Source organism: Streptomyces lanatus (genome assembly GCF_014655715.1).
GTDB classification, from domain to species: domain Bacteria; phylum Actinomycetota; class Actinomycetes; order Streptomycetales; family Streptomycetaceae; genus Streptomyces; species Streptomyces lanatus.
In genome coordinates this window covers 120881-133623 of the sequence record NZ_BNBM01000004.1, presented here as the reverse complement: position 1 = coordinate 133623, position 12743 = coordinate 120881, and the positions used below count along the sequence as shown (strand labels likewise).

At 69.8% G+C, this 12743-nt stretch carries 15 protein-coding genes and 1 pseudogene; 5 read left to right on the top strand and 11 right to left on the bottom strand.

What is annotated here, in order from left to right; translation table 11 throughout:
- Positions 1-38: 38 nt before the first annotated feature.
- Together IE325_RS12595 and IE325_RS12590 are read right to left on the bottom strand one after the other, a co-directional pair.
- Complete coding sequence (locus IE325_RS12595) at positions 39-497, bottom strand: ArsI/CadI family heavy metal resistance metalloenzyme (protein ID WP_190069922.1); 459 nt, start codon at positions 495-497, stop codon at positions 39-41.
- Positions 498-525: 28 nt separating this feature from the next.
- A complete protein-coding gene (locus IE325_RS12590; RefSeq protein ID WP_229911816.1) occupies positions 526-1905 on the bottom strand; it encodes an FAD-dependent oxidoreductase in 1380 nt (459 codons plus the stop codon).
- Between the two features lie 256 nt (positions 1906-2161).
- Between IE325_RS12590 and IE325_RS12585 the strand changes: the two genes are divergently transcribed.
- A complete protein-coding gene (locus IE325_RS12585) occupies positions 2162-2539 on the top strand; it encodes an ArsR/SmtB family transcription factor (RefSeq protein WP_190069921.1) in 378 nt (125 codons plus the stop codon).
- 50 nt (positions 2540-2589) lie between these two features.
- Here the strand turns inward: IE325_RS12585 and IE325_RS12580 are convergent, their stop codons facing one another.
- From IE325_RS12580 to IE325_RS12565, 4 genes and pseudogenes are all read right to left on the bottom strand, one after another.
- Positions 2590-3252, bottom strand: a complete 663-nt coding sequence (locus IE325_RS12580; RefSeq protein ID WP_190069920.1) for a class I SAM-dependent methyltransferase — start codon at positions 3250-3252, stop codon at positions 2590-2592.
- 169 nt (positions 3253-3421) lie between these two features.
- On the bottom strand, positions 3422-4129 hold the full coding sequence (locus IE325_RS12575; RefSeq protein ID WP_190069919.1) for a cation efflux transmembrane domain-containing protein: 708 nt from the start codon (positions 4127-4129) through the stop codon (positions 3422-3424).
- Entirely contained in the window at positions 4129-4464 is a 336-nt protein-coding gene (locus tag IE325_RS12570; RefSeq protein WP_190069918.1) for an ArsR/SmtB family transcription factor, read from the bottom strand. Before IE325_RS12570 ends, IE325_RS12575 begins: the two co-directional genes overlap by 1 nt.
- A gap of 188 nt (positions 4465-4652) precedes the next feature.
- Positions 4653-4859 (bottom strand): annotated as a pseudogene (locus tag IE325_RS12565) (pyridine nucleotide-disulfide oxidoreductase); the annotation flags it as partial.
- Between the two features lie 232 nt (positions 4860-5091).
- Between IE325_RS12565 and IE325_RS12560 the strand changes: the two are divergent.
- The gene (locus IE325_RS12560) at positions 5092-5826 is read left to right on the top strand and encodes a glycoside hydrolase family 16 protein (RefSeq protein ID WP_190069917.1); all 735 of its coding nucleotides are present in this window, start codon (positions 5092-5094) and stop codon (positions 5824-5826) included.
- Positions 5827-5949: 123 nt separating this feature from the next.
- Here the strand turns inward: IE325_RS12560 and IE325_RS12555 are convergent, their stop codons facing one another.
- The gene (locus tag IE325_RS12555) at positions 5950-6177 is read right to left on the bottom strand and encodes a hypothetical protein (protein WP_229911788.1); all 228 of its coding nucleotides are present in this window, start codon (positions 6175-6177) and stop codon (positions 5950-5952) included.
- 8 nt (positions 6178-6185) lie between these two features.
- A complete protein-coding gene (locus IE325_RS12550; protein WP_190069915.1) occupies positions 6186-6650 on the bottom strand; it encodes a Fur family transcriptional regulator in 465 nt (154 codons plus the stop codon).
- Positions 6651-6875: 225 nt separating this feature from the next.
- On the opposite strand from IE325_RS12550, the gene IE325_RS12545 reads away from it, so the two are divergent.
- Positions 6876-7583 carry a hypothetical protein gene (locus IE325_RS12545; protein WP_190069914.1) on the top strand — a complete coding sequence of 236 codons (708 nt, stop codon included), beginning with the start codon at positions 6876-6878 and terminating at the stop codon, positions 7581-7583.
- Between the two features lie 38 nt (positions 7584-7621).
- On the opposite strand, the gene IE325_RS12540 is transcribed toward IE325_RS12545, so the two are convergent.
- The 3 genes from IE325_RS12540 to IE325_RS12530 form a co-directional block, all read right to left on the bottom strand.
- A complete protein-coding gene (locus IE325_RS12540) occupies positions 7622-8452 on the bottom strand; it encodes a class I SAM-dependent methyltransferase (RefSeq protein ID WP_190069913.1) in 831 nt (276 codons plus the stop codon).
- 157 nt (positions 8453-8609) lie between these two features.
- Entirely contained in the window at positions 8610-8921 is a 312-nt protein-coding gene (locus tag IE325_RS12535; protein WP_190069912.1) for an ArsR/SmtB family transcription factor, read from the bottom strand.
- An 83-nt stretch (positions 8922-9004) separates the two neighbouring features.
- Positions 9005-9307, bottom strand: coding sequence for a hypothetical protein (locus tag IE325_RS12530; protein ID WP_190069911.1), 303 nt, complete (start codon positions 9305-9307; stop codon positions 9005-9007).
- 1272 nt (positions 9308-10579) lie between these two features.
- Here IE325_RS12530 and IE325_RS12525 point away from each other — a divergent pair.
- On the top strand, positions 10580-11614 hold the full coding sequence (locus tag IE325_RS12525) for a permease (protein ID WP_229911787.1): 1035 nt from the start codon (positions 10580-10582) through the stop codon (positions 11612-11614).
- Positions 11611-12384 (top strand): TIGR03943 family putative permease subunit, encoded by a 774-nt coding sequence (locus IE325_RS12520; protein WP_190069909.1) that lies wholly within the window; start codon positions 11611-11613, stop codon positions 12382-12384. The genes IE325_RS12525 and IE325_RS12520 overlap by 4 nt, the downstream gene beginning before the upstream one ends.
- Positions 12385-12743 lie beyond the last annotated feature (359 nt).

Below are 12743 nucleotides of genomic sequence, written 5' to 3'. Positions count from 1 at the left end.
CCCGCCCCCACGGGTGTGGAGGTTGGTCATCGGCGGGGTCAGCAGCAGCCGCCCGCGACGGCCGGCTCCTTGACGGTGGCGTCGGCCGGGGTGGCGCAGCAGGTGCTGCCCTGCTGCTTGGTGAGGGTGTCGGCGTCGGCTTTGACGACGTACACCTCCCAAGGCTCTTGGCCGGGGCCATGGACCCAGACCTTGTCCTGGAGGGCGTAGCAGCAGGTGGTGTCGTTCTCCTCGGCCGTGGCCAGGCCCGCCTCGCTCAGGCGGGCGGTGGCCGCATGGACAGCGTCAGTCGTCTCGACCTCGACGCCGAGGTGGTCCAGGCGGGTCGCCTCGCCATCGGTGCCTTCGATCAGGACGAGCTTGAGCGGGGGCTCCGTGATGGCGAAGTTGGCATAGCCGTCACGGAGTTTGGCGGGCTCGGTGCCGAACAGCTTGCTGTAGAAGGCGATCGAGGCGTCGAGATCCGGGACGCGGAGGGCGAGTTGCACGCGGGACATGGCGAACCTCCTTGGTGTGGTTGCGGGTTCAGCAGCCGCCAGTGGTGGTGATCGGGGCCGCGCCGATGCCGATCTGCAGGGTGGCCGGGGCCGCGCAGCAGCCTCCGCCCTCGCTGCTCTGAGTGGCGTCGGGGTCGTCGTAGAGGCCCGCGCCACCGCATACGCCGGTCTCCGGCAGGGTGAGTTCGACGCGCTCGGCAGCCTCCTGGTCGCCGGCGAGTGCGGCGGTGATGGAGCGGACCTGCTCGTAACCGGTCATCGCGAGGAAGGTCGGGGCGCGGCCGTAGGACTTCATGCCGACCAGATAGACGCCCTGTTCGGGGTGGGAGAGCTCGCCCACGCCGTGCGGATAGACCGTGCCGCAGGAGTGCACATTGGGGTCGATCAGCGGGGCCAGGGCGGTCGGGGCCTGGAGGCGTTCGTCGAGGCCGAGGCGGACCTCGGAGAGGAAGGACAGGTCAGGGCGGAAGCCGGTGAGCACGATGACCTCGTCGACCGGGTCCAGACGGCGGCCGTCCTCGGCGACGAGGACGAGCTGGTCGCCGTCGCGGTCCACCGCCTGGGTGCGGAAGCCGGTGACCGCACTGGCGTGGCCGGCCTCGACGGCTTCCTTGGCGCGCAGGCCGAGGGCGCCGCGGGCCGGGAGCTGGTCGGCGTCACCGCCGCCGAAGGTGTTGGCGCCGATGCCCCGGCGCAGGATCCACGCCGTGTGCGTACCGGGCTCCTCCTTGGCCAGATCGGCGAGGTAGGCGAGTGCGGTGAAGGCGGAGGCGCCGGAGCCGATGACGGCGGTGCGCCTGCCCGCGTACCGGGCCCGGGCGGCCGGGTCCTTCAGGTCGGGGACGCGGTAGGCGATGCGGTCGGCCGCAGTCTTCTCGCCGAGGGCGGGCAGGCCGTCGGCGCCCATCGGGCTGGGGATGGCCCAGGTGCCGGAGGCGTCGATGACGGCACGCGCGGTGAGGCGCTCCTCATGGCCGTCGGCCGACTGGAGGTGCACGGTGAAGGGCTGTTCGTCGCGGTCCGCGTCGACGATGCGGTCACGCCCCGCGCGGGCCACGCCGGTCACGGTGACGCCGTAGCGGACCTTGTCGCCGAGGACGTCGGCGAGCGGCTGGAGGTACTGCTCGGCCCAGTCGCCGCCGGTCGGGTAGATGGCGCCGTCGGGGCGGACCCAGCCGGTGGGGGCGAGGAGCTTCTCAGCCGCGGGGTCGGTGACCTCGGCCCACGGGGAGAACAGGCGGACGTGCGCCCAGTCGCGTACGGCGGTGCCGGCGGAGGGGCCGGCCTCCAGGACCAGCGGTTCCAGGCCACGCTCGACGAGGTGGGCGGCGGCGGCCAGCCCGATGGGACCGGCTCCGATGACCACGACGGGCAGCTGGTCGGTGGTGGGCACGCTGTTAATGGACACAGCCACGAGGTTCCCCTTTGTTTCGACGTCTGTCGATGTCTTGCGGGACCCAGGATGGCACCTGTATCGACAAGCGTCAACATAGACATTCACCGAATCAGTGGATCGGTCGGGGAGTGGATCAGAAATGCGGCAGTGATCGACGAGGGGCCACCGGGATGCCGTCCGCGTCGCGCGAAGCCTGGCGGCGCGCCCCGTCCGCGACCGAGCCGTTCACCGCTGGCCTGACTGGTTCGACGTGTGTCAACATAGATGCATGTCGAATACGAAGGTGCTGCCGCTGCTGGAATCCGAGGCGCCGGAGGCCGTGGCGCCGTGCTGCCCGCCCCTGACCGAGCGTCCGTTCACCGCGGAGGAGGCCGAGACGGCCGCGCGGATGTTCAAGGCGCTGGGTGACCCGGTGCGGCTGCGGCTGTTCTCCTTGGTCGCCTCGCACGAGGGCGGCGAGGCGTGTGTGTGCGACATCTCCGACGTCGGGGTATCCCAGCCGACCGTCTCCCACCACCTGAAGAAGCTCAAGGAGGCAGGCCTGCTCACCTCCGAGCGGCGCGGGACCTGGGTCTACTACCGGGTCGAGCCGTCCGTGCTGGCGGCCATGGGCAAGCTGCTCACCATGGCGCCGGCCGCTGCCTGACCACAGGCCGGACGGGGGCGGGTCCACCTGACCTTGCCCAGGCGCCCCGTTCAGTGGGCGATCTGCGTCACGCGCCACAGGCGGCGCGGCAGTTCGCCTTCTTCGAACGCGAACACTTCGGTCAGGTCCCACCCCGCGGCGAGTTCGTCGACCAGGCGTCGGGGGAAGAAGTGGACGGCGAAGCCGCCGTGTTCGTAGATGTCGTCGCCGTGTGCGACGCCGGCCCCGTAGTGGGCGTCGCCGGTGTGCCGCACGGTGTAGACGAACACCCCGCCGGGTCGTAGTACCCGTCGGACCTCGTCGATCAGGGCGTGGATCTCGTCGGTGGACAGTGCCATGCACAGCAGCATGTGCGCGAAGACCGCGTCGATGGAGGCGTCGGCCAGCGGCAGTGGGGTGCGGACGTCGTGCACCGTGGTGCTGATCCGCTCGGCGAGTTGCTCGGCGCGGGCGGCGTCGACGAGCTGGTCCAGGCCGACCGGGCTGAAGTCGGTGGCATGGACGCGGAAGCCCTCGCGGGCGAAGTGCAGGGCGTCGCGGCCGTGCCCGGCACCCAGCTCCAGCACGACCTCGGCACCGGCCTCGCGGAAGGCGGTGGCGGCGTATGCCGCGGGGCCGGAGGGTGCCGCGCCGTACATCCCGGGGTGGGCGGCGTAGGTCTGCTGCCAGTGCTCCTGCTGGGTGGCGGCGAGATCGCCGTGGTGCTGGTGCATCGGGTCTCCGGGCGCCGGTGAGTCTCCCGCCCGCGGGCGGTCTGTCCCGGCTGATCCTTCCACGGGGAGGTCGCTGCGCCGCGGGAGGGAGGCGGGTGTGCGTGGCGGAGGCCAAGTGCCAGGTGGGGGACCGGCAGGCGGCTTTCCGTCGTCGGTGGCCATGCGGGGTTCAGCAGCAGTCGCAGCCCGCGCGGCAGCCGCACCGGTCCGCCTCGGCGGCCGAGGGTGCTGTTACGGCGGTGGGCGCGGCGCAGCATCCCTTGCCCTGCCAGGCGTCACGGCCCTCCTTGAGGGCGATGACCGCGATGACCAGGCCGGCGACGGGGTCGGCCCAGGACCACCCGAGGGTGGCGTTGAGGACCAGTCCCGCCAGGAGGACGGCGGACAGATAGGTGCACAGCAGCGTCTGCCGTGAGTCCGCGACGGCGGACAGCGAGCCGAGCTCCCGTCCGGCGCGGCGCTGAGCCGCGGACAGGAACGGCATGACCAGCAGGGAGAGCGCGGCGAGCACGATGCCGGGGATCGATCGGTCGGCCTCACCGGTACCGGCCAGGGCGCGTACGGCATCGACGGTGACGTAGGCGGCGAGCGCGAAGAACGAGACCGCGATGATCCGCAGTGTGGTCTTCTCCCGGGCCTCCCGCACGGCGTGGTCGGCCGCGGAGAACTGCCAGGCCACGGCCGCCGCCGAGGAGACCTCGATGACGGAGTCGAGGCCGAAGCCGATCAGTGCCGTGGAGGACGCCAGTGTGCCTGCGGTGATCGCCACGATCGCTTCGACCACGTTGTATGTGATCGTCGCCGCGACCAGGAGGCGTATACGGCGGGTGAGTTGATCGCGCCGGGCCGGCGCGGGCCCCAGGGAGAGCGCGGTCATCAGCAGCAGCCCTTCTCGTCGGCCTCGGTGCAGGTGCGGTCCGTCTCGACCGCGACGACGGCGGTGCGCAGGTCGTCCAGGGCGTGCGCCAGACGCGGGTCGGCGAGTTCGTAGCGGGTACGCCGCCCGACGGGAACCCCGATGACCAGTCCGCAGTCGCGCAGGCACGCCAGGTGGTTGGAGAGCCGGGTGCGCGAGATGCCCAGCCGCTCGGCCAGGTCGGACGGATGCGCCGGGGCCTCACGCAGGGCCAGCAGCAGACGGCAGCGGATCGGATCGGCGAGGGCACGGCCGAAGCGCGCGAGCACCTCGACCTCGGAAGCGACAGTCAGCACGTCTTGACCGTACAAGAAATCCTGAATTCAGGAAACCGTGTACTCGTTCGCTTTGATGGAGGTGCCGTCACGCCCGGGCCCAGGGTGAGCTGGGCTCGGTGGGAGTTGAAGTGCTGGGTCGGCTTCCAGCGCCTCACAGCCGCCGCCGAGCGTCGGCACGCACACCGCCCGGGCCGTCGGCTACGTGGGGCGACGCCGCCGGTGTAGGTGCGGCCTGTCTCCAAGGTGCGGCAGCGGGCGGCGGCCGCGTCGAAGAGGGCGGGGCTGTCGATGGCGTCGGCCAGGTAGCGGGGCGGGTGCTGGGCGACCCAGGTCAGCTGGGTGTCGTAGGCGAGATCGGCGGCGATCTGAGCGCCGCAGTTGCCGCTTCGCACCACGATCACCCGGCGGCCGGACTGGGCCGACCGAGGAGAATCCCTCACTGGTCGCGGCCAGTCACGCAAACGCCCTGCGGGCCCTTGATTTCTCGGGCTGTTCGATTCGGCATTGCTCGTTCAACTTCCAAAGGCAGGCACCGATCTGTGCGACGCGTCTTGTCAATGGACGAACGGACTCCTACAGTCCGGCGACAAGTGGGGCGTGGGATCGCTCCCACGCCCCTTCGGTCGTCCAAGCAATGGAGCCGTGATGACCTCCATACCTCGTAGGCCGAGCCGCAGACGCGTACTTGGCGCCGCCCTGGCCGTGCCGCCCGCACTGATGCTCGGTGCGTCGGCGGCACGTGCCGATTCCTGGGGTGCGCCGGTGACGGTCAGCTCCTGGAACAAGATCAACGGAAGGTGGACTGCCAACAACGAGCTGGAGACGTACACGCCGGACTGCGTCTGGTACGAGGGCGACACGTTGGTGATCAAGGCGTACAACGCCGGGGGCGGGGTCTATTACTCGGGCCGCGTGGAGTCGACGGCACTGTACGGGTACGGCACCTACAGCTTCACTGCGAACATGCCCAACGGACAGGGCCTGCTCCCCGCGGTATGGGCGGCGTACCTGAATCCGTGGCTGCCGGAGTTCGACGCCGCGGAAATCGTGGGGCAGAACCCGAACGTCGTCCACCAGACGTCACATGACGTCAACAACGCCCAGCAACAGTTCTCGAAGACGAACACCTCCGGCTGGACGAATGCGTATCACACGTACTCGTTCAGCTGGTTCCCGGATCACATCGACTTCGCCGTGGACGGAACCATCACAGGTACTACGTGGTACCGCACTCCGGCCGGAACGGGCATGCACTTCATCGCCAACATCGCAGTGGGCGGTGACTGGCCCGGCAACCCGGACTCATCCACCTGGGCCACCGCCGACGGCGCCCGCTACCTCAAGATTTCCTCCATCACGCACACGCCGTACAACCCATGAGATGAACTGGGCCACGTCCCTGACCGGCAAGTCCGGGGGTGACCGTGGTGTCGAGCTGGTGCCTGGTCTCGGTCTCGATGGTCTCGTTCTCCACGTCCTCGCGCTTGACCTCGAGTCGGGCTGCTAGCGGTCCGGGTGATCGTGGTGGTCCGGGTCGGGGTTGAGCAGGGCGGCCCGCAGGTCGTCCTTGGTGATCTGGTCGGCAAGTTGGTGCAGAGTCCAGCGGCGAGCCGCGCCGTCCATCGGCAGTACAGCGACGACGGTCTCGACCGGCGGGCAGTCCGGCTCGGTGCGGGTGAGCTGGCGGACCATGACGGCGGTGTCGTCGTCGAGGCCGAGCAGGGTGCGCACGGTGTCCCTCAGCTCACGCAGTTGCGGGCTCGGCCCTGGGTGTCCGGGGCGCGCTCCAAGCGGCATGGCGGTTCTCCTTCTTCCCCGGAGGGCTGGCAGGTGGTGCAGATGCCGGTGAGTTCGACTGTGTGCTCCATCGCCGCGTAGCCGGTGGAGGCGGCGATCCGGCCGGCCCACTCCTCCACAATGGCCGAGTCCACGGGGCGGCTGCGGCCGCAGGCGCGGCACAGCAGATAGTGGCGGTGGCCGTCGGCGGGGCGGGTGCGATAAAGCCGTTCGCCGGCGTCGTCGCGTACGACGTCCGCGCCGCCCGACGCCTCCAGATCGCGCAGGGCGCGATAGACCGTGGTCAGGCCGACGCGGATGCCGTTCTCGACGAGCAGATTGTGCAACGCCTGGGCCGAGACGAAGTCCTCACAATCCGCGAGCGCGCGCATGACCGCCAGCCGCTGCCGGGTCGTTCGGCCGTCCATGCGGGGCACCTCCTCGCACTCGCCGAATCGGTGAGAACGAATCTAGATGAAAATGAAATCCATGTCCATATGATTCCTGGATCATGTATGGCGGCGGCGGGTGGCTTGCGGTCGCGGGCAGTGTGCGGAGGGCTCCGGCGTCTGCTGTCGAGGCGCCGGTGCTCGACGCGGTAGAGCGCGCCACTGCCGAGGAGCCGGCGGTCGGGTGTCGGACGGGACCAGCGGATGGTGGCCGCGACTCTCGCCGTGTTCGGTGCTCCGTCGGTGTCGGGCGAGGAGTTCTCCGAGGCGCTGCCGCGCGTCACCGATGTCCGGCCGTCGCCCGGATCCGGCCTGAGGGAGGGCGAGTTGCCGACGCCCGCCCCAGCGGCCGAGCATCCGCTGGCTCACGCGATCGTGGCCGCGGGGCGGGAGTGCGGCCTCGACTTGCCCGCCGCTGAAGGCTTGACCTCCGTGCCCGCCGTCGGTGTGAGGGTCGTCGCCGACAGCCGTACGGTCGACGTACTCGAAGAGTCCGGCCGCACCGTCGTACTGGTGCTGGTCGACGGCCAACCCGCCGGAGCCCTTGCCACGCTCATGGGCGCTGCTCACCTGGCCGCCGAAGCCGGCATCCAGGATGTGTGTGCCGGGCTGCTGCCGCAGGACGAGATGAGCGCGGTCAAGGAGTTGGAGGGCAACGGCTGCAAGGTGATGGTCATCGAGGGCAGGGTCCATGACGCGCCTGCACTGGCCACCGCCCACATCCGTGTCGCCATGGGCCAGCCGAACCTCGTCATCGCCAGGTGTCCATCGCCGGCCTCATCACCTGGGCCTGCTCGGCACCCTGCCGCTGCCGCTCGGCGTCGCGGGCCTCGTGGGTCTGAAGGGCCTGCGCCTGCTGCGGGAAGCGGCGTGGAACCAGGGCGCGACAGAACGGATCGGTTCACGGGATAGGGGTGTCCGTCTGGTTCACGGCAGCCGGAGCATGTTGCTCACGCCAGCCGGAACAGGCCGATTCGGTACTCGTCGACCTGCACCAGCCGCTGTTGGGCCAGCCCGGAGAGCATCTCCCGATACGCCGCCGGCAGCCGTTCGTGCAGCCGTGCCGGCAGGTCGGTGAGTGTGCATGAGGTGAGCAGCCGGGTTCCGGGACGCCAGCCGGTGATCTCGGCCGGGTCGGCGCAGGCCCACTGCATGCGGGCCTCGACCTTGCTCAGCGCGTCGTGCTCGTCCTGGGCGCCGGTGATTCCGGGGCCGGCCATGTCCAGGGCCAGCAGCGAGCCGGGGAAGTGTTCGGCGAGCAGGTCGACGGCGTGGCGGACGTCGCGCTCCTGAAGGAATGGCAGGACGGCTTCGGCCGCGAAGAAGCACGGGCCTTCGGCTTTAGAGGCGACGGACGTGGCCCAGGCGTCATCCGTCACCGACGCGGCGATCGTCGTCCGGCGTGGTGTGTCGGTGAAGAAGCTGCGGCGCAGGTCGATCACGTCGGGCAGGTCGAGGTCGAACCAGCGGGCCCGGCCGTTGTCGACGCGTTCGTAGCGGGTGTTGAGGCCGGCGCCGATCTCCACGACCGTGCTCACGGGGTGCTCGGTGAGGAAGTCCGACACCCACAGATCGAACAGGGCGGTGCGCAGGACGGTGCCCACGAGGCTGGGCAGGTTGTCGAAGCGGGCGAAGTCGTAGTCGATCGCTGCGACGATCTCCTGGGCCCGCGGATCGCTCAGAGCCGGCTCCTCCTTGCCGCTCTCCACCGCCCGGCCGTACAGCGGGATGAGGAGTGTTTCCTGCACCGTGCCCAGGCGCGTCTCGCGCTCTGTCGTCATGGCTGCCTCCCGGAGCGAGCATGCGCCTCGACGCTATATGAAAACGGGATCCATTGTAAGTAAGAAGCTCTGCGGCATGCGGGAAACTGGGAACGAGAACGGCCACCCGGGGCTGCCGGGTGGCCGTCGAGGTGGTGCCGTCTCGTGGCGGTGGACGCTACTCCTGTGCGTGGCGGATGGCGTCCAGCACGATGTGCGCCACGTGGTCGTCGGTGAGCGTGTACTGGGTTTCACGGGCCTGACGCCGGGCGGTGACGATCCGGGAAGTGCGCAGCACCCTCAGATGCTGGGAAACCAGCGGCTGGCTCACCCTCAGGGCGTCCACCAGTTCGTGGACGTACTTCCCGCCGTCGGACAACTCGCGCACGATGCCGAGGCGCACCGGTGACGCCAGTGCACGCAGCAGTTCACTGGCGGCCTGCAGGTCCGGGGTCGGCTCGTCCGCCGGAGGGCGGGGAATCGTTGCCATATGCACACATTAGCATGTGGTAATGACTCTCGGTTCCCCTGTCGCCGGTCCCCGAACTGGCGCGCCGACAGCCGGAATGTGGGTCAGTGATCGTCCCAGTGTCCCTCGTGGGCGGCGTGGCGGTGGCCGTCGTGCACATAGTCGGTGTGGTCGCCGTGCGGTACGGCGACGTGGCCGCAGCCGTCGCCGTGCGCATGGTCGTGCTCTTCGTGGACGGCGTGGCCGGATGTGGCGCACTCGTCGACATGGTCGTCGTGGGTGCGGTGGATGTGGCCGTCGTGGGCGTAGTCGGTGTGGTCGCCGTGCGGGATGGCGACGTGGCCGCAGCCGTCGCCGTGGGTGTGCGCGTGGTCGGCGTGCGTGCGGTGCTCTGTGGCGGTGGCCATGGAGGAACTCCTTGCTCGTGCTTGGTGCTGCCCCGGGCGGTGAGCTCGGGCTGCTCATAGCGACATTAACATATAGCGATCTATGCATGTGGAATGCGGATCGCTGTCGCCGTTCGCCAGTACGATCCTGCGCGGTAAAAGGTCATGGCGGGACCAAACCGTGGCAATAGGTTGTGGAATTGAGGCGTGGTGGGCGAATGCCGCAGCGACCGCTGCGGCGCAGATGCGTGGTGACGGGCGGGAGCGGCCTCAGGTGGTGGACTGCTCGGTGAACTGCTGGGCCGTCGTGGGGGAGAAGCTTCACACCGTTGCCCGGGCAGTGGAACTGGCGTCAGCGGATGGCGACGACGACGTGGCTGTCGTCGTGCTCCCGGCCCGCTTCGGTCCGTCCGAACCCCGGCTGCCGCAGCAGTCGGGCATGTGAGGCGGCGGCAGGGGTGCGGGGTGGCCGCCCGGGTCAAGGAGTCGCGGTTGCTGCGTTCGGCGAGGAGGTCCACGGCCGCGATGTCCGCGGTGGGGAGTCGCAAGGTCCGCAGCAGAGTCCACGACGAGGTGCCTGTCCGGGCGGCGCGCGCCGCTGTACTCAACGATGTCGGCGATGATCGTGAAGCGCTCGTCGAGGCCGACGGCGTACCGCTGTTGCCGACGTTCCCGTCGCTCGACTCATTGTTCTGCCCTCGTCGGTCACCCCACTCACGCGCGGCGAGGACAGTCACCGACCGGTCGGGCCTCGTAGGCGTCCAGATGACGCAGGCCGTCGGTGAGGCGTGTGGCCAGGCCGCCGTCCATCGCTCTATCCGGTCGGGGGTGAAGCCGTCGCCGAGCGCGTGCTGCAGCTCGCTCAGCGACGCGACGTCCACGCCGCGGACCATGGCGGCCAGCCGCCGGAGCAGGGCAGTTGGCCGGGGGCTTGTGAGCGAAGAACGCCTTGCGGACAAATGATGCCTGTCGTACGCCGACCGCAACTGTTCGTGATCCCCGCGTACTGAGCCGAGCCGCGGACCCGGCCGCGGCTCGGCGAGATGCAACGGACTCCCGCCCCATGCCCAGCCGGTGCGGTGTCGTTATGCGGCGAGTGCCGTCGGGATGCTTGCCGCATCCCGGACAGCGTTCCGCGAAGTGCGGTGCCACTTCGCCGAGTTACCGCTGGACTGGCTAGGGTCTGCCTTCGAACGGATCTCCAACAGAGCACCGGAGCAGGCGCGTCGGGGGGCAGGCATGGGGTCCGGAGTCCGTTGTGTTCGATCCGAACATCTGGCATTCGGAGCTGGCGTGCAGAAGACAGAGGAACTGGCCGAGGAGGCGGAGGCAGCCGTCGCGGCGCCTCCGGCGCCCGATGAAGCCCCCGAAGCCCGGCCCTGGTTATGGCCGCTCCTGTTATTGGCGGCGGCCACCCTTCCTGGTACAGCGCTCTTCGTGATCGGCCGGTGGGGGGACGAACCGGCCTTGCAGGCATGGCGGACCATCTGTCTCGCTGTCACTGTGCAGGCGCTGCCCTTCCTGCTGTTGGGAACCGCGTTGTCCGGCGCGATCAACGCGTTCGTACCGGCCCGGCTGTTCCGTCGGATGCTGCCCCGGAACCCTGTGCTCGCCGTCCCGGTCGCCGGAGCCGCCGGCGTTGTCCTGCCCGGCTGTGAATGCGCGTCGGTACCGGTCGCGAAGAGCCTGATCGGGCGCGGTGTCCCTGAGGCCGCCGCGTTCGCGTTCCTGCTGTCGGCGCCCGCCGTCAACCCGGTCGTCCTGACCGCCACAGCCATCGCCTTCCCCGGCAGTCCCGCCATGGTGGCGGCCCGGCCGCTCGCCTCGCTCGCCACGGCCGCTGTGATGGGCTGGCTGTGGCTCTTCCTGGGCCGTGCGGAGTGGCTCCGGCCGGGTGTGCGGCATACGGGACACCAGCCGGGGCGCAGCCGTTGGACGGAGTTCCGGCGCGGCTTGCGGCACGACTTCCTGCACGCGGGCGGTTTCCTGGTCCTCGGCGCCATGGCTGCGGCCACCTTCAATGTGACGGTCCCGCGCTCCGTCCTCGACACGTTCTCCGGCTCACTCTGGGTGTCGGTGCTCTTCCTCGGCGCGCTCGCCATCGTGCTCGCGGTGTGTTCCGAAGCCGACGCGTTCGTCGCGGCCTCGCTCACCGGCTTCTCACCTGTCGCGCAGCTGGCGTTCATGGTGGTCGGGCCGATGGTCGACCTGAAGCTGATCGCCCTTCAGGCGGGCACGTTCGGCCGGGCCTTCGCGGTCCGTTTCTCCGCTGCCACGACGGTCGTCGCCCTCCTGTGCAGCGCGTTGGCCGGAGGGGTGCTGCTGTGAAACGGCCCCTGCAGATGGTCCTGCTCGTCCTCATCGGCCTCGGCCTGCTGCATGCCTCCCTCTTCACCGACCTGTGCCTGAGGTACGTCAAGGAGGGGATGCGTCCACTGGTGATCGCGTCGGGAGTGCTGCTTGTCCTGCTGGGAGTGGCGGAGGCATTGGATGTGTGGTCGCACCGGCGGCCGGGCGGGGACGATGCGTCGCGCGAGGCTGGGAGCCACGACTACGGCGACCGCGGACATGGCCACGATCACTCCACCGCGCCCCATGTCGCATGGCTGCTGCTCCTCCCGGCGCTGAGTCTGCTCCTCTACGCCCCACCGGCCCTCGGCGCCTACACCGCCTCCCGCGAGGCGCCCAAGGTCGTCACGGAACGGGACCACTTCGATCCACTGCCCGCGACCTCCCCGGTCCCGCTGACTCTGACCGACTTCATCGGCCGCGTGCAGCAGGACCGCGACCAGGCCATCAAGGGGCGCAGCGTCGAGATGACAGGGTTCGTCACGCCCGACCGGCGGGGTGACGGCTGGTACCTGACCCGGACCATCTTCATGTGCTGCGCGGCGGACGCCCAGTTCGTGAAGGTACGGATCCACGGGAGTCCGGCCCCGCCCGCCGACACGTGGGTGTCGGTCACAGGGACCTGGCACCCCGGCGGAACCCTGGGGACGAGCACCGCCGTGGCCGCGCTCGACGCCCGTGCGGTCAAGCGGGTCGACCGTCCCGTGAACGCGTACACGGACGCCCTTCCGCTCGCCCCCTCCCCATGAGGCGTCCGCCCGACTACGGCTCTGGCCCGAAACCTGGGAGAACAGAGATGGAGGTCATTTTCAAACAGCGGGCGGCGCCGCTGTTCGGCAACGGTGGTGGAGGATCCCATGGCCGCCTCCTCGTCCCGGTGGCTGGTGCTGGTCCTCCCCGCTGTACGGGGACATCGCCGGGCAGGCAGGCGGCGAGAACGTGCCGATCCACGTCGCCTGCCGGCTGGCCGGCAATCACCGCCTCGGGCGCAATGGCCCCCCGTGAGCTGACGCCCCACGCGCGGGGCTCGTGCCGGCTCAACCTGAACACGGGCAACGCTGTTCCTTGTGCAACAAATGCGATGCAACGGCATAGGGGAGCACAATTG